Raw genomic sequence first — 22,970 nt, forward strand, 5'->3', positions numbered from 1 at the left:
TGATGGCGGGGGCCTGCCCGACGTCGAGGGTGGCCTCGAGGACTGCGTTTTCACCGAATCCGTTGGATGCGGTCACCGTGAAGCTATACATCCCGGCAGACGTCGGGGTACCGGACAGGACACCCTGTCCACTCAGTGTCAGCCCATCCGGCAGGGCGCCTGCTGTGACGGTGACATCGGGCGCTGGATACCCGGTGAGGGTGAAGCTGTGATGGTAGGGCTGTCCGACGGTACCGGCCGGGGGTGCGCCGGTCAGGGCCGGCGATTCGGTGATTTCGAGAACGACGGGCAGGGTTGCGTCGTCACCGATGCCGTTGCGCGCGGTGATGGTGAACGCGAATTGTCCAGTGCCCGTGGGGGTGCCGGATAGAACACCATCAGCACCAAGAGTCAGCCCGTCCGGCAAGGTGCCTGCGGTGACGGTGACGTCGGGCGCTGGGTACCCGGTGATGGTGAAGGCGTATTCGTAGGGCTGTCCGACGGTACCGGCTGGGGGTGTGCCGGTCAGGGCCGAAACGTTATTGATATCGAGGGCCACGGGCAGGGTCGAGTCCTGGCCGATGCCGTTGGAGGCGGTAATGGCGAACTCGAATCTCTCACCGGCGGTCGGTGTTCCGGCAAGGACACCATCAGCACCAAGAGTCAGCCCGTCCGGCAAGGTGCCTGCAGTGACGGTGACCTCGGGGTCCGGCTCTCCGGTGACGGTGAAGGCGTATTCGTAGAGCTGTCCGACGGTACCGGCAGGGGGTGTGCCGGTCAGGGCCGGTGTGCGGTCGATTACCAATACCGTGCCCTTATCACCCCAGTTGGTGATGTACGCGCGGGTGCCGTCGGGGGTGAATGCCAGCGCGTACGCGGTGGCGTCGAGGTCGATGGTAGTGAAGGTGTTGGTGGCGGTGTCGATCACGAACACCGCGTCGTTATCGCCCCAGTTGGCGGCATAGGCGCGGGTGCCGTCGGGGGTGATCGCCACCCCATACAGCTGCTCGTCGACCTTGATGGTGTCGATGACGGTGTTGGTGGCGGTGTCGATCACATACACCCCCCCATATTCGACGCTGTTATCGGTGACGTAAGCGCGGGTGCCGTCGGGGGTGATCGCTACGTCACGCGGGTAGCTTCCAACCGAGATAGGTTCTCCGATAACGGTGTTGGTGGCGGTGTCGATCACCGACACCGCGTAGGCGCCGTTGGCTACGTAGGCGCGGGTGCCGTCGGGGGTGATCGCCATCCCTTTTGGGCCGAACAGGCCGGCGTCGACGTCGATGGTGGTGGTAACCGCGTTGGTGGCGGTGTCGATCACCGACACCGAGTCGTCGCCCTCGTTAGCGACGTAGGCGCGGGTGCCGTCGGGGGTGATCGCCACCCCATACGGGCTGTCGCCGACGTCGACGGTGTCGGTGACGGTGTTGGTGGCGGTGTCGATCACCGACACTTTGCCGTACTCGCCGTGGTTGGTGACGTAGGCGCGGGTGCCGTCGGGGGTGATCGCCACCTCGTAGGCGCGGTGGCGGCCGAGGTCGATGGTGTCGGTGACGGTGTTGGTGGTGGTGTCGATCACCGACACAGTGTTGTCAAAAAGGTTGGTGACGTAGGCGCGGGTGCCATCGGGGGTGATCGCCACCCCGGTCGGGTAGGCGCCGACGTCGACGGTGGTGGTGACGGTGTCGGCCTGTGTGGCCGGGGCGGCCGTGAGCATCAGCCCAGTCGCAAGGGCGGCGACGAGGCCCGCCGTGCGCCGTCGCCGGGTGCGGGGCCTAGCCCCCGGGCCACCGCTGCAGCCAAAGGGAACAATGATGTTGTGCGACATCGTGTCCAGACTCCTTCTACGCGCAGGGCGAGAAATGGAAACCGATTAGTCTTCTCTGCATCGCGAGGACTATACGGGACACATTGGGACAAGACGGACACACATCCGGATCGGTGCGACTGACTGTCGATGGCGTGAGAGTTCGGGCGCGGCGCGTGGGCTGAGGAGGAGGACCCTACTGGATGCTATTCGTGTTGACGTCGCCAACCAGCGACCGGAAACTTGCAGGCGGTGTGGCAGGAGTGCCCCGCGAACGCAGACTGAACGCTTGTGTTTGCCCAAAGTGGCTTTCAGCTAAACTGATGGACTGCGGGAGCGCTCGCGTCGAGATTGGGACCACTACGAGAACCGCTGTGCTGGTGCGTATTCGGCTCCTTGAAACACTGCCCGGCGCCAATGGATTTCGGGCGAATTGACAGAGCAGTGCGCAAATACCTTGCCGGCAATTGAATTCGATCCGAGGCCACGTCCTCTCTGGATCGACAGTGGACCAGCTGGTGATGCAACTCGGAACGTGTCCCGTCCGGATCCATTCATTTGCGCGTGCCACGATGTATACGAGAGGCGTGCGGACTAGGACGAGGATGCGAAGGGGAGTGTAGGTGATTCAGACGAAGCCCGTGGCGGTGGTCGCCGCGGGAGGTGCGCTCGGGGCTGCCGCGAGATTCGCACTGGCTGAACCGTGGCCGGGAATCTGGACTGTCCTCGTCGTCAATATCGTCGGTTCGCTACTGCTCGGCTATCTTGCCGAGATGGTCGGACCTGACCGGCTGTGGCGATTGTTTCTCGGAATCGGCGTGCTCGGTGGATTCACCACGTTCTCGACCTTCGCCCTCGACGCACTGGGGGAAGATCCGGGAATCGCCACTGTCTATGTGGCAGCTACCCTGATCCCCGCACTGCTTGCCGCGCGCGTGGGCATGTTCGCTGGACATCGGCACAGGCTGGCGCGAAGGGCGGCAGCGTGACTGTTCTACTCGTTGCACTCGGTGGAGGCCTCGGCGCCGTGACGCGGTATCTCGCAGGCCGATACGTCCACTCGTACCGCAGTTTTCCGATGGCTACCTTTCTTGTGAACGTCGTTGGGTGTCTGGTTTTGGGACTTTTGTCGGGGTTGTCGATGCCCGCCTACGCCTTCGCTCTGTTCGGTACAGGCTTCTGTGGCGGGCTGACCACCTACTCCACCTTCGCGGTGGAATCGGTTGGGCTGATGCGCATCCGGCGCGCGCTCGTCTCCCTCGTTTACGTGGTGGCGAGCGTCGCTCTCGGCTTGACCGCCGCCTGGCTGGGCTTCCGACTGACCTCTTGAGCATCACTTCTGCCTGGTGATGAACCCTGGACCCCCAGCCGGGGTGCCGGGCGGAGTCCGCGACTGTTGTTACCGGGCGGACTCTGCCGTGCGGGTGCAGGATGGGTGGTAGCCGAAGTCGGTTCCCGTCGATTTGCAGGAGGTCTCGTGGCACACGACAGGGCGGGGCAGGTGGCACTGCCCGAGGATCTGATAGATACCGCACATCTGGTGACCGCGTACTACAGTCGCGTACCCGACCCCGAGAATCCAGCCCAGCAGGTGGTGTTCGGGACCTCCGGTCATCGTGGTTCGAGCCTGGATTGCGCGTTCAACGAGGCACACATTCTGGCCACCACGCAGGCAATCATCGAGTACCGGGCGTCCCAAGGCATCGACGGGCCGCTCTTCCTCGCGCGCGACACCCACGCACTGTCGGAACCGGCGTGGACGTCCGCCCTCGAGGTACTGGCCGCCAACGACGTAACGGTGCTGGTCGATTCGCGCGACCGGTTCACCCCGACGCCCGCGGTCAGTCACGCGATCCTGCGCTACAACGGCAGCGGCCCCGAGTCGAAAGCGGACGGAATCGTGGTGACGCCGTCGCACAATCCGCCCCGCGACGGCGGGTTCAAGTACAACCCGCCACACGGGGGCCCGGCCGGCTCGGAAGAGACGACGATCATCGCCGACCGTGCGAACCAGCTGCTTCGGCGCGATCTCGCCGGCGTGCGCCGAATCTCCGTGGACCGGGCAATTCACCGGGCCGAGCGTTACGACTTCCTCCGCTTCTACGTCGACGACTTGCCCAGCGTCCTCGATCTCGAAGCAATTCGGAGCGCCAAGTTGCGGATCGGCGCCGACCCCATGGGCGGTGCGAGCGTCGACTACTGGGGCGCGATCGCCGACACACACCGTCTCGATCTCGAGGTCGTCAACCCTCTCGTCGACCCAACATGGCGGTTCATGACCCTCGACACCGACGGCAAGATCCGCATGGACTGCTCGTCACCGGACGCCATGGCTTCGCTGATCGGAGCACGCGATCGGTTCGACATTTCGACGGGTAATGACGCCGATGCCGACCGGCACGGAATCGTCACTCCCGACGCGGGACTGATGAACCCCAATCACTATCTCGCCGTTGCCATCGACTATCTGTTCTCGCGGCGCGAGGGATGGGGCCCGTCGGTCAAGGTGGGCAAGACGCTCGTCAGCTCTTCGATGATCGACCGTGTAGTCGACAGCCTCGGACGCGAGTTGCTCGAGGTGCCGGTGGGATTCAAATGGTTCGTCCCGGGCATGCTCGAAGGTTCCCTCGGTTTCGGTGGGGAAGAGAGCGCGGGTGCGTCGTTCCTGCGCCGCGATGGTGGTGTGTGGACCACCGACAAGGACGGGATCATCATGGCCTTGCTTGCCTCGGAGATGACCGCCGTGACCGGCAAGACACCATCGGTTCGCTACACGGAACTGGCCGAACGGTTCGGGAGCCCCGCCTATGCGCGTATCGATGCCCCTGCCACCAGGGAGCAGAAGGCAGTGCTCGGGAAGCTGTCACCCGAACAGGTGTCCGCCACGGAACTGGCGGGGGAACCGATCACGGCAACGTTGACGAGTGCGCCGGGGAACGGGGCCGCCCTCGGCGGGCTGAAGGTCGCTACTGCTACGTCGTGGTTCGCAGCGCGCCCCTCGGGCACCGAGGACGTCTACAAGATCTACGCCGAATCGTTTCAGGGTCCCGGCCATCTCGCACAGGTGCAGGCAGCAGCCAAGGAACTGGTCGCCGACGTCCTCTCGTAGTGGCACCCGACACCCGGACGTGGTCCCGCCGGAGTCGACAGGACGCCTGATACCTGCTGCATCTAGTATCAGGTTCAATTATGAACGAACGTGCAGCCAGGCTGCCTGCCGAGCAGGACCCCAGAATCCCTTCGGAAATTTGGGTGCTGGTTTCGGCCAGTTTCGTCATCGCCCTCGGGTTCGGGATCGTCGCACCGGCGCTTCCTCAGTTCGCCCTGAGCTTCGACGTCAGTGTCACGGCGGCCACGGTTGTGATCTCGTCGTTTGCGTTCATGCGCCTGGCGTTCGCTCCAGTCAGCGGCAGGCTGGTGCAGAAACTCGGGGAGCAACCTGTCTACATCACCGGTCTCCTCATCGTTGCCGCTTCGACAGCGGCGTGCGCTCTGGCGGAGGACTACTGGCAGTTGCTGACCTTCCGGGCTATCGGCGGCATTGGCTCGACGATGTTCACAGTGTCGGCGATGGGTCTCGTCATCCGAATGGCACCGCCCAACAAGCGCGGCCGGGTGGCGGGGATGTATGCGACGAGCTATCTGATGGGGTCGATAAGCGGGCCCCTCATCGGCGCACTGCTTGTCGAGTTCGGGCTCCGCGTGCCATTCGTCATTTACGCGATTGCCCTCGTAATTGCTGCCGCGGTGGTGTTCGTGAGCCTGCGTGGTTCGCACCTGGCCAAGCCTGAGGCCACCCATGGTGCCGCCATGACACTGAGAGAAGCGCTCCGGAAGCCGACCTACCGCGCGGCATTGGGATCGAACTTCGCGTTCGGTGGAGTGATTTTCGGGGTGCGTGTAGCGATGGTCCCGTTGTTCGTGGTGGAGGCGATGAATCGTGACGCCGGGCTGGCCGGTATCGCCCTGACCGTCTTCGCAGTAGGCAACGCGCTCGTCCTCATCGTCTCGGGACGGTTGTCCGACACCTATGGGCGGAAGCGATTCGTCGTGCTCGGACTAGTGGTCTGTGGTGTCAGCACGATGGCGATGGGCCTGAGCGAGAACCTTCTGGTGTTCCTGCTGCTGTCGGGAATCGCGGGTGTTGGTTCCGGAGTGATGAGCCCCGCCCAACAAGCCGCGGTCGCGGATGTCGTGGGTTCGAAGTCACGAGGCGGCCCTGTGCTCGCAACGTTCCAGATGGTGTCCGACGTCGGTGGCGTCGTCGGTCCGGTCGGAGCGGGCCTGCTGGCCCAGCACCTGTCTTACGCGGCCGCGTTCGGAGTGACCGGCTTGACCATGCTTCTAGCGGCCGTGGGATGGCTATTGGTACCGAACAAGTCGGTATCGAGGTAACTGCCGAGTAGTTCTGGGTCCGGTCTGTACCCTCATTCCGGTGTGGATCAGCATCGCCTCCCTCGTGGCCCGGCTGTCTCTAGCTGCCGTCTGGCTCGCATCGGGTGTCCTCAAGGCTGTCGACCCAACCGAGACCGCCGTCGCGGTCCGCGCCTACCAGCTACTGCCCGAGGACCTCGTCCGTCCGGTGGCAAACACGCTGCCGTTCTTCGAGATCGCACTCGGGTTGTTGCTGTTGATCGGGCTTGCGGTCCGCGCCACGGCTTCGGTTTCGGCCGTCGTTCTGCTAGTCCTCATCGGCGCGATCATCTCGGCCTGGGCGCGTGGATTATCCATCGACTGCGGATGCTTCGGCGGCGGTGGCGCGGCCGACGTGGACGGCTGGGATTATGCTAAGGAGATCCTGCGTGACGTCGGCTTCCTTGCACTGGCCGTGTGGTTGACCGTGTTCCCACGTTCCCCGTTCGCGTTGGGGCTCGGGTCTCGGGCCGGTCTCTCGGTGGGGCCTCAGCGGGTAATGGCAGAGTAGGTATACAGCAAATCGATCCGACATCGAAGGACTGCATCTACGTGAGCTCCAAGAACAAGTACAACCCGCAACCGGAGTCCAGCCGGTCCACCTACATCCTCGGTGGGCTCGCGGTGGCAATTATCGCCGTACTCGTCATCGGTGGCGTGTTGTGGCAGAGCAACCGCAGTGAGCCGCGCAACGCCGGCTATGGCAGTGTCCAGAACTCCGAGGTCCAGGTGACAAAGCAGGAAAACGGTGTCGTGCTGCTCGGACGTCCTGACGCGGCTGTCACCATCGATCTGTTCGAAGATCCGATGTGCCCTTACTGCGGCGAATTGGAGCACCAGAGCGGGCAGGAACTGGCGCAGGCCATCGACGAGGGAAAGGTGGCGGTCCGGTACCACATCCTGAACTTCCTGGACCAGCTCTCGGCCAGTGGCGACTACTCCACACGCGCAGTGGCCGCGTCGCAGTGCGTCGCGGACACGGGTGACGCAATCGCGTACTCGGCCTTCCACGCCGAGCTGTTCTCCCCGGCGAATCAGCCGCAGGAAAACGGAAGCACAGACCACACGAACGACGATCTCGCCCAGATGGCGCGCGAAGCCGGCGCGAACGATGCCGCGGTTCAGTGCATCAGCTCAGGGGCGAACGTCAACCAAGCCGCGATCGATGCCGAAGCGGGTCGTCAAGCTCTGGCCGCGAGCGGTGCGCAGGGGACACCCGCGGTGGTCAAGGACGGCACCGTGATCGACGCCCTCTCCAACCCGAACTGGGTTGCAGAGCTGTAGGAGGTTCTTCGGCCCGTGCGCGGATTGAGCGGTCGCCACGCTTATTGATCGCGCACGGGCTCGACCCCATTGACCAGGCGATTTGTTGGCCTGGTCGGCGATGGTGTAACTTTCTTCGAGCGCGCAGGAAGTGATTTCCAGGCGCGAGAGAAGTGAATACGGGGCTATGGCGCAGCTGGTAGCGCACCACACTGGCAGTGTGGGGGTCAGGGGTTCGAGTCCCCTTAGCTCCACCCAGATAACGGCAGGTCAGAGACTTGCCGTTATTTTTTGTGCGATCGAGCGCCAACCCTCGGGTGGGGGCGTTTCGTCATCTCAGCGTCTACGATCCCGAGAAGCCGAGCGATCCCGAGGACCCGGTCGGCGGTGTGCCCGACGGTGCGTCGGTGATGCCGAGGAGGACGGGCGGGATGGCGGCGTTACCAATGCCGTTGGCGGTGGCTAACCGTTGTTGGCGATGGGAAAAGACGGATGGCCGCCCACCCGGCGGGCGGACGGCCATGTCCGTGCGGTGGAGCGTGTCGGTCAGGACGGCCAGGCCAGTGAGCCCGAGCTGCCGAGCGACCCGAACGCGCCACCCAGATCCCGAACCGTCACCCCGCCGCCATAATCCTTCGTGAAGTAACCATGAGAGCCGTCCGGGCTGATCGCCACGTCATACCCCCAGTTCGGAAGCACGAAAGCGTTACTGACCTCGTAAGTCCCCGGATCGAACTCCTTCACCCCACGCTCGAAGGAACCCACGATGTAGGCCCGGCCGTCCTCCGGGCTGACCGCCAAGCTGATCCCGTCGATACCGGCATCAACAGTCTTGACCACCTCGTTGGATGCAGTGTCGATCACCGACACCGCGTAGTCCTCGAAGCTCGTGACCAACACCTTCGCCCCGTCCGGGGTAATCGCCACGTCCGTCGGAGTCCTACCAACGTCGATGGTGTCCGTGACCTCGTTCGTGGCGGCGTCGATCACCGAAACCGTGTCGTCCCACTGATTGTTGACGTACACGAACTTGCCGTTCGGGGTGATCGCCACGTTGGTCGGGAAGTCACCGACACCGATGGTGGCGACAACCTCGTTGGTGGGGGTGTCGATCACCGACACCGAATCGTCGTCCCTGTTGACGACGTAGGCCCGCCCACCGGCAGCGGTGTCGTAAACCGCAACCTTCATCGGCATATCGCCGACACTGATTGTGTCGGTGACCTTGTTGGTCGCGGCGTCGATCACCAACACCGTGTCCTCGCCCCGGTTGGTGACGTACACGCGGGAACTGTCGGGAGAGACAGCCACCCCATGCACACCCTTGCCGACGTCGATGGTGTCGGCGACGGTGTGCGAGGCGGCGTCGATCACCAACACCTTGCCGTCACCGGTGAGGGTGACGTAGGCGCGGGCACCGTCAGGGCTGACCGCCACCCCGAACGTGCTGCGGGAGTCGCCGCTGCCGACGTCGATGGTCTCGGTGTCGGCGTACGCGGATGGTGTGGTGGCGAGCATCAGCCCGGTCGCCAGGCCGGCGACTGCCCCTGCTGCGCGTCGTCGTCTGGTGCGGGGTTCCGCTTCCGGCCGACGGGCGCGAGGGGGTGAGTTGACAATGGTTGGGTGCTGCATAGTGCTGGAGCTCCTTCTGCGCGCAGGGCGAGAAATGGAAACCGGATGGTCGTCCCTGCATCGCGAGGAATATACGGGATGCATTTGGACGAAACGGGCACCACCTGGATCGGCGCAACCGGCTGTCAATGGGGTGAGATTTCAAAAGCACCGACAGGCTGCTAGTCCTGTTGACGCCGTCAACACGTGACTGGACACCTGCAGGTCGTGAATTCGCATCAAGATCTCCTGAATAGAGTCAAACTGCAGGTCAGGCGGTAAAAACGCCGACAAGGCAAGGGGTTCGAGTCCCCTTAGATCCACCCAGATAACGGCAGGTCAGAAGCTTGCCGTTATTTTTTTGCGCGATTTCGAGCGCCAAGTCCGCAGCATTCAATTGATCACCTGTTCTCCAAATGACGCCCTCGCCGACTCCCGGCCGATGTCCGCAGCCGCGAGGTCGAGATCCGGTCAGGACACGAGAACGCCCCCACACTCTGCGTGGTGGGGGCGTTTCGTCATCTCAGCGTCTACGATCCCGAGAACCCGAGCGATCCCAAGGACCCGGTCGACGGTGTGTCGGTGATGTCGAGGACGACGGGCACGGAGGCATCATCGCCGAAGCCGTTGCTGGCGGTGACGGTGAACGCGAATTGTCCTGCGATGGTGGGGGTTCCGGATAGCACGCCACTATCGTCGAGAGTCAGCCCGTCGGGCAAGGTGCCAGCGGTGACGGTGGTGGGGGTGGGTTGTCCGGCGACGGTGAAGGCGTACTCGTAGGGCTGGCCGACGGCGCCGGACGGCAACGTCACGGTCAGCGTCGGTGCCCGCTCGATCGCGATGACCGATACCGTTTTGTCGCCGTTGTTGGTGACGTAGGCGCGGGTGCCGTCGGGGGTGATCGCTACCCCGTAGGGGTACGGGCCGACGTCGATGGGGTCGCCGATAGCGGTGTTGGTGCTCGTGTCGATGAGTGACACCTGATTATGGCCACCGGTGCCGGTGGTGTAGGCGCGGCTGCCGTCAGGGGTGATCGCTACCCCGTATGGGTATGGGGCGACGGGGATGGGGTCGCCGATGACGGTACCGGTGCTGGTGTCGATGACCGATAGCGAATGATCGTCACGGTTGCCGACGTAGGCGCGGGCACCGTCGGAGGTGATCGCCACCGGGCCCGGACTCGCGCCGACGGGGATGGGGTCGCCGAGGACGGTACCGGTATTGGTGTCGATCACCGACACCGTGTCGTCGCCGCTGTTGGTGACGTAGGCGCGGGCTCCGTCGGGGGTAATCGCCATCCCGAATGGCCACTTGCCGACCTTGATGGGGTCGCCGATGACGGTGTTGGTGCTCGTGCCGATGACCGACACCGCGTCGTCCCCCTGGTTGACGACGTACGCGCGGGCGCCGTCGGGGGTGATCGCTACCGCGCTAGGATTCGCGCCGACTGTGACGGGGTCCCCGATGACGGTGTGGGCGCCGGTGTCGATCACCGACACCGAGCCGCTGCCGCCGTTGGTGACGTAGGCGCGGGTGCCGTCGCGGGTGATCGCCACCGCGCCCGGATTGGCTCCGACGGCGATGGGGTCGCCGATGACGGTGTCGGTGCCGGTATCGATCACCGACACCGTGTCGTCGCCCTGGTTGACGACGTAGGCGCGGGCACCGTCGGAGGTGATCGCTACCCCAGTTGGGTACGTGCCGACCTCGATGGCGGTGGTGACGGTGTCGGCCTGCGCGGCCGGGGCGGTCGTGAGCATCAATCCCGCCGCCAGAGTGGCGACGAGTCCTGCCTTGCGCCGACGTCGGTTGGGGGACCCCGAAAGTGGGCTCCCCCCGGGGCGGGGCGGGTCAATGATGTTGTGCGACATCGTGACTAGACTCCTTCGACCATTGAGGAGATGCGGATGGGTATCGACATCTCGACGGGCGCAACACGCAGGGCACCGACGGATTGGAACCGATCAATCTTCCCTGCATTGCGGGGACTATACGGGCAAAACGGACACCCGTCTGGGGCGGCGCGCCCGACGGTCTGCGCACTGCCGGGCGGTGCTGTAACCGATCGTCAAGTTGGGATGTCTGGGCGTGTTCGTGAGGCTGTAGCTCGAGACGGTGGCAGGCAGCCAGGGCCGACTGCGACAGATGGCCAACTGTTGTCGGCGGTGGGAAGAAACGGATGGCCGCCCACCTGGGTAGGTGGACGGCCATGTCCGTGCGGTGGCGCGTGTCGGTCAGGACGGCCAAGCTGCTGAGCCTGAACTGCCGAGCGATCCGGCCAACAGTGAGTCACCGATCGCGATGACCGACACCCACACTTGCTCCTCGTGGGTGACGTAGGCGCGGGTGCCGTCGGGGGTGATCGCCACCCCAGAGGTCCCTCGTACAGACACCGCCTCGAACCAGGGGCCGACCGCGACGGTGTCGGTGACGGTGTTGGTGCTGGTGTCGATCACCGACACGGTGTTGATCCCCCAGCCTTGGGTGACGTAGGCCTGGGTGCCGTCCGGGGTGATCGCCACGTCACCATCGAAGCCGACCCAGACGGTGTCGGTGACGGTGTTGGTCCTGGTGTCGATCACCGATACCCCGTTGACTGTGGTGATGTAGGCGTGGGTGCCGTCGGGGGTGATCGCCACCCCGTACGGGTCGCCGTCGACCTCGATGGTATTGGTGACGGAGTTGGTGGCGGTATCGATTACAGACACTCTGCCGCTGTCGTCGGCATTGGGGGGGATGCTGCCGTCGTCCTCGTTGGGGTGGATGACGTAGGCGCGGTTGCTGTCAGGGGTGATCGCCACCTCGCGCGGCTGGTCGTCGACCTTGATGGTGGTGGTGACGGTATTGGTGGGGATGTCGATCACCGACACGGTGTCGTCGGTGAGGTTGGTGACGTAAGCGCGGGTGCCGTTGCCGGTGATCGCCACTGCGTTCGCACCGTCGCCGACCTTGATGGTGGTGGTGACGGTATTGGTGGCGGTGCTGATTACCGACACTGTGTCGACGTTCGAGTTGGTGACGTAGGCGCGGGTGCCGTCGGGGGTGATCGCCACCCCGGTAGGCCTGTCGCCGACCTCGATGGTGTCGGTGACCCGCTGGGTGAAGGTGTTGATTACCGACACCGTGTCGCTGCCGCTGTTGGTGACGTAGGCGCGCTTGCCGTTAGGGGTGATCGCCACCTCGGACGGACCGCCGCCGACTCGGATGACTTTGGTGAGGGTGTCGGCGTGCGCGGTCGGGGCGGCTGCGAGCATCAACCCAGCCGTCAGGGCGGCGGCCAACCCCGCCGTGCGTCGGCGCCCGGTGCGGGGCCTGGGGCCCGGGTCGCCGCCGCGGTAGGACGGAACAGTGATGGTGTGCGACATCGTGACTAGACTCCTTCTACCCGCAGGGCGAGAAATGGAAACCGGACAGTCGTCCCTGCATCGCGAGGACTATACGGGACGTATCTGGCAAAACGGACACCCATCCGGATCGGCGCGACCGACTGCCCGTGGGGTGAGAGTTCAAAGGAGTCGCGCGGGCGAGGAGAAGGCGCCTGCTGGCTGCTATCCCTGTCGACACCGTCAACACGCGACTGGAAACCTGCAGTTCGCAAAACCGGGTCCACAACCCCTGAATCGAACTGAACGCAGGGCGTCGGATCTCTCGCTGTCGATGGTGATCTACCGCTGGTGGGCGACGTGGGGACCAAGTTCCCTACCCATTCCCGCTGGACAGCGGCAGGCTCGAATTGGGGCGATCGTTCTTCCGACGAGTCGGGTTGGAGCGCACGATGGCACGAGTGTCGACGGACGAACACGGAGAGGCCGCGAGTGCCGACTCGGCCGGGCTGACCTCGGATGCGGCAGCCGAACGGCTGCGGGTCGACGGCCCGAACCTGCTACCGACGACGCGTCCGGTGCCGGCATGGCGCAAGCTCGCGGCCGAACTGACTCACTTCTTCGCCCTCATGCTCTGGGTCGCCGCCGCTCTCGCGCTGGTAGCCGACATGCCGCAACTGACGGTCGCGATAGTCGTGGTGATCGTGGTGAACGGCCTGTTCGCGTTCATCCAGGAGGAACGCGCCGAAAAGGCGTCCGCCCGACTGCGCGACCTGCTCCCGGCGACGGTGACGGTTCGGCGTGGTGGTGAACTTCGGACGATTGACGCCGCCGGAGTGGTCGTCGGTGACGTCATGGTGATCGCCGGCGGTGATCGGGTTCCCGCCGACGGCACACTGATGGTCACCCATGACCTCGCGGTCGACGAATCCACCCTCACCGGGGAGAGCGAATCGGTACACAAGACGCCCGACGAGTCTGTGTGGGCCGGCACCTACGCGGTGGGCGGACAGGGGGAGGCAATCGCGGTCGCGACAGCCGCGGACACCAGGCTCGCCGGGATCGCCGCCCTCACCGCCGGCGTGCGCCGGCCCCGGAGCCCCCTGGCCGCCGAACTACATCGTGTCGTACGTGCGATCGCCGTGCTTGCGGCTGCCGTCGGTGGCGGATTCTTCGGGCTGTCTCTGCTCATCGGGTTACCCGCCCACGACGGGTTCGTGCTGGCCCTGGGCGTGACCGTGGCGCTGGTCCCGGAAGGGCTGCTCCCCACGGTGACCCTCTCCCTGGCGATGGGCGCTCAGCGAATGTCCCACCGGCAAGCCCTGGTGCGACACCTGGAGGCGGTCGAGAACCTCGGATCCACGACGGTGATCTGTACCGACAAGACCGGCACCCTCACACAGAACCGGATGACCGTCACCCAGGCCTGGACCCCGGCGGGCGCCGTGACCGCGGTAGGGGAGGGATACGAGCCCACTGGCCGTGTCGACGGGAAGGACTCTGCTGTCGGCGCGGCCCGGTATCTGGGCCTGGTGGCGATAGCGGCGTCCCAGGGCGGCATCGTATTCCAGAACGGTGCCTGGTCGGCCGTCGGCGATCCGATGGAAGCCGCCCTGGACGCCTTCGCCCGCCGTGCGGCAGGACACAGCGACCCGGACCGGGCCACCCCGGATCGACGCTTCGCGTTCGATCCCCAGCGGCGGCGCGAGTCGGCGATCGTGGGCAGGACCCTCATGCTCAAGGGCGCGCCGGATTCGGTGCTGCCGCTGTGTACGTCTCCGGGACCATCGGTTCTCGCCGCGGCCCGCCGCGCCGTCGACGACATGGCCGGTCGTGGTCTGCGGGTGCTCGCGGCCGCCACCAGGGAGCTCCCCGACGGAGCTGTTTCCGTGGACCAAGTGGAGCGGAACCTGACGCTCGTCGGCTTGTTCGGTATCGAGGACCCGCCCCGTCCGACCGTCGCTGCGGCACTCGAAGCGGCACGGCGCGCCCACATCAGGGTCGTCATGCTCACCGGCGATCACCCGGCGACGGCGGTCGCCGTTGCGCGCGAGATCGGCCTCGTGACAGACGAATCGAGGCCGTTGGTGGTCGAGGGCGACGACCTACCGGAACACGACGACGCGCTCGGTGAACTCCTCGACCGGGACGGCGTGCTCGTCAGCAGGGTCTCGCCCGAACAGAAGCTCGCGGTCGCACGGGCCCTGCAGGCCCGCGGGCACGTCGTTGCGATGACCGGTGACGGTGTCAACGACGGCCCGGCACTGCGAGAGGCGGATATCGGTGTGGCCATGGGACTCGGCGGCACCGACGTCGCGCGAGAAGCGGCCGACCTCGTGCTCCTGGACGACGACTTCTCCACGATTGTCGCCGCCGTCGAACAGGGCCGCGCCACATACGCCAACATTCGACGGTTCCTCACCTACCACCTCACATCCAACGTCGCAGAACTCACGCCCTTCGTGGTCTGGGCCCTGTCCGGCAGTTGGATTCCGCTCGCGATCGGCGTCCTGCAGGTGCTGTGCATCGACATTGTCACCGACCTGTTGCCAGCACTCGCCCTGGGTGGTGAACCGCCGGGCAAGGGTGTGATGGATCGTCGTCCCGAGCGTCGGCACCTGCTCGATCGCAACCTCCTGGCTCGCGTCTTCGGGGTACTCGGCCCGGTCGAGGCAGCGGCCGCGATGACCGCGTTTCTCGTCGTGCTCTGGCTCTCCGGATGGCGTCTCGGCGGCGATCCGCCCACCGGAGCGGCACTGGTAACCGCATCCGGCTCGGCGTTCACCGCCATCATCCTGGGCCAGATCGCGAACGCCTTCGCGTGCCGGAGTTCCACCCGGCCGGTGTGGCAGCTCGGCTGGCGGACCAACCCGCTGCTGTTGTGGGCGGTCACCGTGGAGGCTGCGATCCTCGTGGCACTGTTGACGATCGGCCCGCTGGCCGCGCTGCTCGGGCAGTCGCCGCCGTCGATCGCGGGCTGGGTGATCGCGGCCGCCGGGATGCCCGCACTACTCGGCGCCGACTACCTGTACAAAAGGGTGCGCGCGCGGCAACGGCCCGGTCCCTGACGGTGCCGCCGAAGCACCATGGTGTTGAAGCACACCCGCGTCGCGGCGGATCAAGAGGGAACGTTCCAGCGAGCCAGCCAGTCTCGCTCCTGCTGCTTCTTCTCGGCGTGGTAGTCAGCGGACGGCTCCCGCAGCGTGACCTGTGGTGCAGGCGAGGCCAGGAAATTGCCGTCGCCCTTCGCCGCCACGCCGCCGCCGAGTTCCACATAGCACGCGCCTTCACCGGTGAATCTGGTGTCGGCGGCGGCGTAGCCGAGGTAGCGGGCCACCTGGTGCGCAGCGACCTCACCCTCGGCTTCGGCGAACACCGCAGCCTTCGGCAGCGGTTTGCCGTTCGGCAACGGCAGCGCGGTGCTGTCCCCGACCGCGAACACCCCCGGCGTGGTCGTCGCCAGACTCGCGGGGTCGACGGGGATCCAGCCCATGGGACCGAGCCCGGTCGAGGCCACCGCAGCGCCCGGAGCATGTGGTGGCACGACAGCTAAGAGGTCGAAGGACTCGGTGCTGCCGTCCGCGAACTCGATCGTTCGCGTCTGCGGGTCGACGCTGGTGGCGGACTTGTTGCCGTGGAATCCGATGCCCCGCTCTTCCATCATGCTCACGAGTGCGTTGCCGACGGCGGGCCCGGCGACCGGCATCGGCAGTGGGTCCGGGGTGAAGGCGTCCACCCGTACCGCGCCGGTGGTGAATCGCCCGCCGAGCTGGTCACCGATGAGAAACGCGGCTTCGAATGGTGCGGCCGGGCACTTGAACGGCACCGCCGCCACCAGCACCATGATTCGGCCCGATTCCAGCTCGCCGATCCGGCGGTGTAGGTCTGCGGCTCCTTCCAGGGTGTAGAACTGGCCTGCGACCCCCGTATCGAGGGCCTGGGACAGGCCCGGCAGCCGCGAGACGTCCAGGCCGGCGCCCAGCGCGACAACGAGCGCGTCATAGCCGATCGGCCCCGCCGGTCCGCAATCGACGGCCCGGGCTTCGAGGTCGATGTGTGCGACTTCAGCAGTGATCATGTCCACGCCGGGCAGCGTGGCCGCCGTGGGGCGGACGGTGACCTTGTCAGGGGTACGCCAGCCGCGCAGCACCCATAGCAGTGACAGGCCGAGGCTGCTGGTGAAGGAGCGGTCGATCAGGACGATCCGATCTTGGGCGGGCAGGGTATTGCGCAGTTCGGCAGCGGCGGTCAGCCCTCCCACGCCGGCACCGAGAACGACGACAGTCTTGCTCATAAGCTTCTCGTTTCATCTGCTGATTGGGGTCACGCGTTGACGACCCCTTCGGCCCTGGCGACCCGTTCGGCCGACTCCGAACATCAGGAGCGCGCGAACGGTCCAGCATGGTCGCCATCATAGTGAGGTTGTAGAAACCAACGGTCACACGTCGAATAGCCGGATCGGCTTCGACGACGGCGGGTTGTGGAACATCCACTCCCAATTGTGGCTGGACTACACTGCCGCGCAGGACGGCGACGAGTGGCGTTCCGATTCCCGCGGTAGCTGTCGTAGATCATCTCCCCCGACGCAATCCCGTTGTAGCTGTGGGGCGATCGCGAAGCTCGGTCTGGTCGAGGCTATGCCTGTGCATCCAGCGAGAAGGAGCGCAATCGGAGCGGAAAAGCGAACATGGTCCGTTTTGTCCGCGTATCAATTCATGGGTTCCGTTATGGCGCAGGGAAAGTCAGAGTGTGACCGGCGGCGCAACTTCATCACCAGCGCCCAGATCGCGTACAGTCGATGATGTTTGGCGGCTTTGAGGAAGCGCAGCGCCTCGGCCCAGGTGAAGACGGACCAGGTACTCAACATCAACCTGGCACAGTCAAGAATTGGGGATGGTATGTCGACGGTCACGAGGCGCGAATTCTTGAAGGGCACAGGACGTGCGGGTCTCGCGCTCGGGTTGTTGGGTTTGAGTGCCGGGTGCGTTGATCGTGCGGATGGCGAATACGATGCGGTGGTGATAGGCGGTGGCACAGCTGGAGCGATCGTCGCGGCGAAACTCCAGTCAGTCGGCGGTGGGCGGCGCAGAATTTTGATAATCGAGGCCGGCGGTCCGACCTCGGCGCTCATTGGCGGGGCGGACTATCCCGCGTGGGTCCCGGAGGGCAGAACGGATCTCACCGTGTTCGATGTGCCGGGCGAATATTCGAATCTCGCCTTCTTACCTGCCGGCGAACCGTACACCCTGACGGACACTCCGTTTACGGTTCAATACACCGGACTCGGCGGTAATTCGCAAGTCAACGGCATGCTCTTTCAGACGAATCCGCCCGATCTCTTCGACGCCGAGTGGCCGCCAGGGTGGGGCTGGGCCGATCTCGAACTTCACTTCGATCGCGTAAGGAAGAGGTTCAACGTCACGGACACGCCATCCACGGACGGCGTCCCGTACAACACCGTCCCGGCGCAGATCGTGCACCCACTCTATGAGCAAAACGGTTGGATCGAGGGGGATACGAGCAACCCGTTCGCCGGGGGCGTATATAGCAGACCATACGTTGCGGCTGCGAACGGTCGGCGCTGCAGCCCGATCAGCGAAGATTTCGCAGATATCGACCCCGGGGGCGTAGCCGCCGAGGGGGTCGAGATACTGCAGTTCACCAAAGCGAACGATATTGAGTTCGACTCTTCGGGTAAGGCGCTCGCTGTCCATTACACAAATCGGGGTGCACTCGACCAGAATATTGCGGGGACTGACGGTACCGCGCATCTAAAGAGTGACGGATTCGTCGTCATGGCGGCTGGAGCGCTGATCACGCCGAAAATTCTGTACTCGAGTGGTATCGGGCCGGTGGGCCGAGAAGCCGAGATATTCCCAGAGGGGCCGTCGAGAACGTTCAGCATCGATAATCCGCTCGTAGGTGTCGGACTATACGACCATGTCATGTCGACGGTCGCGTACGACTATGACGGGGACATTCCTTATCTGGCCTACAACTACGCGAACTACGCTGCGAATAGTGACGACCTGCAAGCCTATCTCGAAGACGGGCGTGGTCCGTATGCGCAGTATCTCCCTGTATCGATTCTCAATTATCGGCACAGATCCGCCATGCCCGACATCGAAATATTCCTCGACCCGCAAGGGCCGTTGCCCAAGGACGGACCGTACTATGGTCCGAAGACATTCTCGGCGCATGTGATGCTGCTCTATCCGAAGACACGCGGGATCGTCGCGCTCGACGCCAGCGGTAATGTTTGCGAACCGGGCATTTATCTGCCCGATACCCCTGACGGCAACGAGGACGCGGACCTCATGGCCCAGGCTGTATACGACATGATTCAACTCTTCAAGAACGACCAGGCGCTGTCGATCGGATTCGGTCCGGGGAGCCCGAGCCACCCGAACCTCGATCCCGACAGCCTCGCGGACGTGAGAACGTACGTCACGGGTCCGTCACCCGTTGACGACGTCTACTACAGCGGGCTGATCACCAACCACTACGGTGGGACGGCCCGACTGTCGGAAGGGCCCGGCGGCGTCGACCCCCAGACTCTGATTCTTCGGGGGACGGAGAACGTCGCCGTCGCCGATGCATCGCTCATGCCGGTGCCTCCTGCGGCGCACCCCGTAGGGACGATCATGGCCGTCGCCGAGAGGGCGGGTGAAATACTGGCTTCGAGGTGGCACGGATAGCGGCACACTCACATTGTCTGCAAATGTAATGGCGTAGTTGGCCTGTCGGGATGCGGGTAGCGATGTCACCGGCGGTCGGCAACTTGCGCCCTCGTTGGAGCGGGCCGCCATCGACTCCTCCCGCCGGGCCGGTCATCACTCATGAGTAGAGACCCCACCGATGTGCTGCCGAACTCGATCCTGCAGTACGGCGGTGTGTTGGGAGGCGTCAAGTGTCTTGACCGGCAGCTGGCCGTAGTCGGCGCCAGGTATCCAAGACGCCTCGATGAACGCGGTCAGATGTGGCGGCGGGGCGGTGTCGGCCCATGACGGGCGTACCAGGGTCAGCGACGCGACGAGTCCGGGGCGGTAGTTGGCCAGTGCCAGAGCAACGCCCGCCCCCATGGATACACCGACGACCGGGAGGGGACGGCTAGGGATGCCGCCTTTGGTGCGCAGCGCGTCGAGACAGTCGGCGGTGTGGACCGCGAAGGTGCGGAAGTTCAGCGGTTCGCCTTCGAGTAAGTCGGTGTGTCCGTGGCCGGGCATTTCTGGGGCGATGCGCATGTAGTCGGCATCGGCGGGGAGAAGTCCGAAGGACTGGTCGGCATTGCCGCCGAGGCCGTGCAGTAACAGCACCGGTGTTCCGGTACCAGCGATGTATGTGGCCAGTGGTGGGCTACGCATCCTCATGGTGTGCCTGTGTCGTTGAGTTCGGCATCCCAGGCCACCAAGTCATGGTGCACTCTGGATGCGTCGTCGGCTGTGGTGTCCTGAACGATAAGCGGCACCGCGGGCATCCGTCGTAGCAGCCGCAGCACAAGGTGATAGTCCATCGCCCCGGTGCCCGGAGCGGAATACCCGGAAGCGACGACATCTTTGGCCTGAGCCCCGACGACGTGGGGGCCCAGCAGTTCGGCGGCCTCGCTGAGGATGTGTTCCTGGTCTTCGATTGTGTCAGGTGTCAGCAGGTTGGCGGCATCGAAGATGATGCCCACGGGTGCGTTCTTTCCGAGTTCGTCGAGTAGGCGGGCCGCAGCATGGGCGTCGCGCACGATGTTGCCGGGCTCGGGTTCGATCCCCAAGCGCACGCCGGCGTCGGCAGCGGCCGGCAGCAGTGCATCGAGCGCGCGGCGCAGGTCATCCCAGGCTGCTGAGGTGGTGTTGTCGGGGTGGGCCCGCCACATGTCTTGTGGGTCACGTGTGCCCGTGCACAGCGTCACGACGTCGACGCCGAGCAGTGGGGTCATTCCGATCAGGCGCACGGCTTGCGCGGTGTGCTCCCGGCACTTCTCGGCGTCGGGGTCGGCGACGTTGTAGGTAGCCGAGATGCTGGGGATACCCAGGCCCAGTTCCTCGGCGCGGGTGCGGACCTCGGTGACGTCGTCTTCGGTCACGTCGCTGCCGAGGGTCGAGTGACCGGTGGCGGCGAAGTTCCAGTGGGCAAGCGCATATCCGGCGGCCTTGACGTCGGCCAGGACCGCGCCGGAAGCCGGGCGGGGGAAGGTGCGGGCGAAGATCCCCAGGCGGGCGGTCAGTGGTCCAGAGGTGCCGATACTCATAGCGCCACCGCCGTACCAGCCGCGACCGACGAGTGGGTGGCCTCGATGGCCTTCACCGCGGCGAGCCCGTCAACGGCGTTGGACCCAGGTTCGAGGTTCTCTCTAATTGTGCCGGCGGAGCCCTCTAGCTGGCGGTCGTACGCGTCTCCGCTATCGGTTGCCGGTGAGGTGTATCGCCCTTGGTGGTAGGCGATGACATCTGAGGGCTTCTTGTGGACGGGGAACGGGATATCAACGCGTACAGCGCCACTGGAGCCGAACAGCTCAATGTCCTCCGAGAGCTCGCTTGGCACGTCGACAGTCTTGTCGATCGCGGGGCGGCGAGCGACCTGTGCTATCCGTCCCACGCCAATCGACGCGATTCTCAATGGCTGGGTCATCTCCGAGCTCCCGTCATCCGACGCCCATCGCGATCTCAGTCGAGAGTAGACGAATCAGATCGTAAGTACCCGAGCGCGGAGTACCGCCCGAGTGCTGTGATGTTGGCGGATGTTCCATGGGCTTGATTCGTATAGGGGCCTGTGCGGCATCCGGTCGCGTTGGCAGAGGGGTCCGCGCCCCGGAGGGCCCGTGGAACGAATCGTCAGCCGGGGCGTCGTGAGAACCACCGCTGGCGTCATGCAAGGGTCATGGCCTATCACTTCAACGACACGACTGCCTGCGGACGCCCACTGGCAGTCGTGTCGATCCGGACGTTCGTCCGAATATTCCGTATAGTCCGCATCTGCGTCGGGGACCATTCGGTTCCTGTCTTGCACCCTGCGGGTGCTGCGCCGGCAGCGATGTTGTGCCCCGTCCGTGTCTACAAACTGGCAGAAGGAGCCCGATCACGATGCCTCACAACACTATTGATCCGGCCCGACCTGAGAGTGGCCCCGGAGCCCGGGCCCGTACGCGACGACGACGCACGACGGGACCGGCCGCCATCCTCGCGGCGGGGCTGATGCTCACGGCCGGCCCGGCCGCGCAGGCGGACACCGTCGAGACCACGATCCCGGTCGGTGCCAGTCCGGTCGGGGTGGCGATTACCCCCGACGGCACCCGCGCCTTCGTCACCAGCCAGGGCGACGGCACGGTGTCGGTCATCGACACCGCCACCAACTCCGTCACCGGCACCATCGAGGTCGGCAGCGTCCCGTCCCGGATCGCGATCACCCCCGACGGCACCGACGCCTACGTCACCAACTGGTCGGACGGCACGGTGTCGGTGATCGACACCGCCACCAACTCCGTCACCGGCACCATCGAGGTCGGCGGCGACCCGTATGGGGTGGCGATTACCCCAGATGGCAGCGCTTACGTCGCCAACTTTCACGACAGCACGGTGTCGGTAATCAACACCACCACCAACTCCGTCACCGACACGATCGACTTCGGTGCCGACCTCCGCCCGTATGGGGTGGCGATCACCCCCGACGGGACCCGCGCCTACGTCGCCAACCAGTTCGGCGACTCAGTGTTCGTAATCGACACCACGACCAACGACATCGCCGGCATCATTGACGTCGGCGACGGTCCGGTCGAGGTGGCGATCACTCCCGACGGAAGTCACGCCTACGTCACCAACTCCAGCGACAACTCGGTGTCGGTAATCGACACCGCGACCAACACCGTCACCATCACCATCAACGCCGGTGACGACCCGGAAGGGGTAGCCCCGCAAGGGGTGGCGATCACCCCCGACGGGACCCGCGCCTACGTCACCAATTATCTGGCCAACACCGTGTCTGTGATCGACACGGTGGCCAACACCTTCACCACCATCGACGTTGGTAACGGTCCGCGCGCGGTGGCGTTCACCCCCGACGGCACCGGCGCCTACGTCACCAACCAGAGCGACAGCTCCGTGTCGGTCCTCGAGATCGACACGGCACCGACTCTGACCGGCACACCCCCGGCCGGGGCCGTCGGGCAACCCTACGAGTACGCCTTTACCCTCACCGGGCGGCCCGGCGCAACCACCACCGTTATCGCTGGCGACCTGCCCGACGGGTTGACCCTCAGCGCCGATGGTGTTCTGTCCGGCACCCCGACGATCGCTGGGCCATCAGCATTCGTCGTCTCCGCGGGTAACGGCATCGGCGGAGACGTTCACTTGTCCGTAGCCCTCGATATCACGGACACACCTTCGACGGGGTCCTTGGGATCGCTCGGGTTCTCGGGATCGTAGGAGGCACCGAACGCTTGTGTGGCCCCGTCGAGAAAGTCGGTCCTCACGGGGCCCGGTGACCACGTTTCTCGTCTCGACGGGGCTGCGCCATGGCTTGGTGGCTGCCCCGCAAGGGAGTACGCACCATCATCGTCCCCTGGAGGGCGTGCTCGGCGGGATCCA

At 65.1% G+C, this 22,970-nt stretch carries 17 protein-coding genes and 1 tRNA gene; 10 read left to right on the forward strand and 8 right to left on the reverse strand.

The genetic code is table 11. The annotated features are described in order from the left end of the window. A partial coding sequence (locus AB0I57_RS05705; protein ID WP_358331033.1) for a YncE family protein occupies positions 1–1,810 on the reverse strand: 1,810 nt, incomplete at its 3' end. Positions 1,811–2,412: 602 nt separating this feature from the next. Between AB0I57_RS05705 and AB0I57_RS05710 the strand changes: the two genes are divergently transcribed. From AB0I57_RS05710 to AB0I57_RS05740, 7 genes are all read left to right on the forward strand, one after another. Next, a complete protein-coding gene (locus AB0I57_RS05710; protein ID WP_358331036.1) occupies positions 2,413–2,778 on the forward strand; it encodes a CrcB family protein in 366 nt (121 codons plus the stop codon). Then, on the forward strand, positions 2,775–3,119 hold the full coding sequence (gene crcB / locus AB0I57_RS05715) for a fluoride efflux transporter CrcB (RefSeq protein WP_358331039.1): 345 nt from the start codon (positions 2,775–2,777) through the stop codon (positions 3,117–3,119). Before AB0I57_RS05710 ends, crcB begins: the two co-directional genes overlap by 4 nt. Positions 3,120–3,266: 147 nt before the next feature. After that, complete coding sequence (pgm, locus tag AB0I57_RS05720) at positions 3,267–4,898, forward strand: phosphoglucomutase (alpha-D-glucose-1,6-bisphosphate-dependent) (protein WP_358331042.1); 1,632 nt, start codon at positions 3,267–3,269, stop codon at positions 4,896–4,898. A gap of 80 nt (positions 4,899–4,978) precedes the next feature. Beyond that, positions 4,979–6,184 carry an MFS transporter gene (locus AB0I57_RS05725; RefSeq protein WP_358331045.1) on the forward strand — a complete coding sequence of 402 codons (1,206 nt, stop codon included), beginning with the start codon at positions 4,979–4,981 and terminating at the stop codon, positions 6,182–6,184. A 40-nt stretch (positions 6,185–6,224) separates the two neighbouring features. Further along, a complete protein-coding gene (locus AB0I57_RS05730; RefSeq protein ID WP_358331048.1) occupies positions 6,225–6,713 on the forward strand; it encodes a MauE/DoxX family redox-associated membrane protein in 489 nt (162 codons plus the stop codon). A 41-nt stretch (positions 6,714–6,754) separates the two neighbouring features. Further along, the gene (locus AB0I57_RS05735) at positions 6,755–7,486 is read left to right on the forward strand and encodes a DsbA family protein (protein ID WP_358331050.1); all 732 of its coding nucleotides are present in this window, start codon (positions 6,755–6,757) and stop codon (positions 7,484–7,486) included. A 160-nt stretch (positions 7,487–7,646) separates the two neighbouring features. Beyond that, positions 7,647–7,719, forward strand: a tRNA-Ala gene (locus AB0I57_RS05740). A gap of 292 nt (positions 7,720–8,011) precedes the next feature. On the opposite strand, the gene AB0I57_RS05745 is transcribed toward AB0I57_RS05740, so the two are convergent. From AB0I57_RS05745 to AB0I57_RS05755, 3 genes are all read right to left on the reverse strand, one after another. Further along, entirely contained in the window at positions 8,012–9,097 is a 1,086-nt protein-coding gene (locus AB0I57_RS05745; protein ID WP_358331052.1) for a YncE family protein, read from the reverse strand. A gap of 509 nt (positions 9,098–9,606) precedes the next feature. Beyond that, a complete protein-coding gene (locus tag AB0I57_RS05750) occupies positions 9,607–10,947 on the reverse strand; it encodes a YncE family protein (protein WP_358331055.1) in 1,341 nt (446 codons plus the stop codon). 363 nt (positions 10,948–11,310) lie between these two features. Next, positions 11,311–12,441, reverse strand: a complete 1,131-nt coding sequence (locus AB0I57_RS05755; protein ID WP_358331059.1) for a YncE family protein — start codon at positions 12,439–12,441, stop codon at positions 11,311–11,313. A 410-nt stretch (positions 12,442–12,851) separates the two neighbouring features. Between AB0I57_RS05755 and AB0I57_RS05760 the strand changes: the two genes are divergently transcribed. Further along, the gene (locus AB0I57_RS05760; protein ID WP_358331062.1) at positions 12,852–15,467 is read left to right on the forward strand and encodes a cation-transporting P-type ATPase; all 2,616 of its coding nucleotides are present in this window, start codon (positions 12,852–12,854) and stop codon (positions 15,465–15,467) included. Positions 15,468–15,517: 50 nt separating this feature from the next. Here the strand turns inward: AB0I57_RS05760 and AB0I57_RS05765 are convergent, their stop codons facing one another. Beyond that, complete coding sequence (locus tag AB0I57_RS05765; RefSeq protein WP_358331065.1) at positions 15,518–16,693, reverse strand: FAD/NAD(P)-binding oxidoreductase; 1,176 nt, start codon at positions 16,691–16,693, stop codon at positions 15,518–15,520. Between the two features lie 631 nt (positions 16,694–17,324). Between AB0I57_RS05765 and AB0I57_RS05770 the strand changes: the two genes are divergently transcribed. Next, on the forward strand, positions 17,325–19,097 hold the full coding sequence (locus AB0I57_RS05770) for a GMC family oxidoreductase (RefSeq protein ID WP_358331068.1): 1,773 nt from the start codon (positions 17,325–17,327) through the stop codon (positions 19,095–19,097). A gap of 135 nt (positions 19,098–19,232) precedes the next feature. Here AB0I57_RS05770 and AB0I57_RS05775 read toward each other — a convergent pair whose 3' ends face one another. Genes AB0I57_RS05775 through AB0I57_RS05785 form a run of 3 tightly spaced genes read right to left on the reverse strand, consistent with a single transcriptional unit; the run spans position 19,233 to position 21,018 of the window. Further along, positions 19,233–19,763 carry an alpha/beta fold hydrolase gene (locus tag AB0I57_RS05775; protein WP_358331071.1) on the reverse strand — a complete coding sequence of 177 codons (531 nt, stop codon included), beginning with the start codon at positions 19,761–19,763 and terminating at the stop codon, positions 19,233–19,235. A gap of 2 nt (positions 19,764–19,765) precedes the next feature. Then, positions 19,766–20,638: a TIM barrel protein gene (locus AB0I57_RS05780; RefSeq protein WP_358331074.1), complete on the reverse strand. Its 873-nt coding sequence runs from the start codon at positions 20,636–20,638 to the stop codon at positions 19,766–19,768. Continuing rightward, positions 20,635–21,018: a hypothetical protein gene (locus AB0I57_RS05785; protein ID WP_358331077.1), complete on the reverse strand. Its 384-nt coding sequence runs from the start codon at positions 21,016–21,018 to the stop codon at positions 20,635–20,637. Before AB0I57_RS05785 ends, AB0I57_RS05780 begins: the two co-directional genes overlap by 4 nt. A 452-nt stretch (positions 21,019–21,470) precedes the next feature. Here AB0I57_RS05785 and AB0I57_RS05790 point away from each other — a divergent pair, with 452 nt between their 5' ends. Further along, complete coding sequence (locus AB0I57_RS05790; RefSeq protein ID WP_358331080.1) at positions 21,471–22,808, forward strand: YncE family protein; 1,338 nt, start codon at positions 21,471–21,473, stop codon at positions 22,806–22,808. Positions 22,809–22,970 lie beyond the last annotated feature (162 nt).

Origin of the sequence: Rhodococcus sp. NPDC049939, assembly GCF_040656415.1 — a bacterium.
Classification (GTDB): Bacteria; Actinomycetota; Actinomycetes; order Mycobacteriales; family Mycobacteriaceae; genus Rhodococcus_F.

Excerpts from the sequence above, each read along its gene's own strand:
- AB0I57_RS05725 (WP_358331045.1), top strand. The coding sequence starts at position 4,979 with ATGAACGAACGTGCAGCCAGGCTGCCTGCCGAGCAGGACCCCAGAATC.
- AB0I57_RS05745 (WP_358331052.1), bottom strand. The coding sequence starts at position 9,097 with ATGCAGCACCCAACCATTGTCAACTCACCCCCTCGCGCCCGTCGGCCG.
- AB0I57_RS05750 (WP_358331055.1), bottom strand. The coding sequence starts at position 10,947 with ATGTCGCACAACATCATTGACCCGCCCCGCCCCGGGGGGAGCCCACTT.
- AB0I57_RS05755 (WP_358331059.1), bottom strand. The coding sequence starts at position 12,441 with ATGTCGCACACCATCACTGTTCCGTCCTACCGCGGCGGCGACCCGGGC.
- AB0I57_RS05760 (WP_358331062.1), top strand. The coding sequence starts at position 12,852 with ATGGCACGAGTGTCGACGGACGAACACGGAGAGGCCGCGAGTGCCGAC.
- AB0I57_RS05765 (WP_358331065.1), bottom strand. The coding sequence starts at position 16,693 with ATGAGCAAGACTGTCGTCGTTCTCGGTGCCGGCGTGGGAGGGCTGACC.
- AB0I57_RS05775 (WP_358331071.1), bottom strand. The coding sequence starts at position 19,763 with ATGCGTAGCCCACCACTGGCCACATACATCGCTGGTACCGGAACACCG.
- AB0I57_RS05780 (WP_358331074.1), bottom strand. The coding sequence starts at position 20,638 with ATGAGTATCGGCACCTCTGGACCACTGACCGCCCGCCTGGGGATCTTC.
- AB0I57_RS05785 (WP_358331077.1), bottom strand. The coding sequence starts at position 21,018 with ATGACCCAGCCATTGAGAATCGCGTCGATTGGCGTGGGACGGATAGCA.
- AB0I57_RS05790 (WP_358331080.1), top strand. The coding sequence starts at position 21,471 with ATGCCTCACAACACTATTGATCCGGCCCGACCTGAGAGTGGCCCCGGA.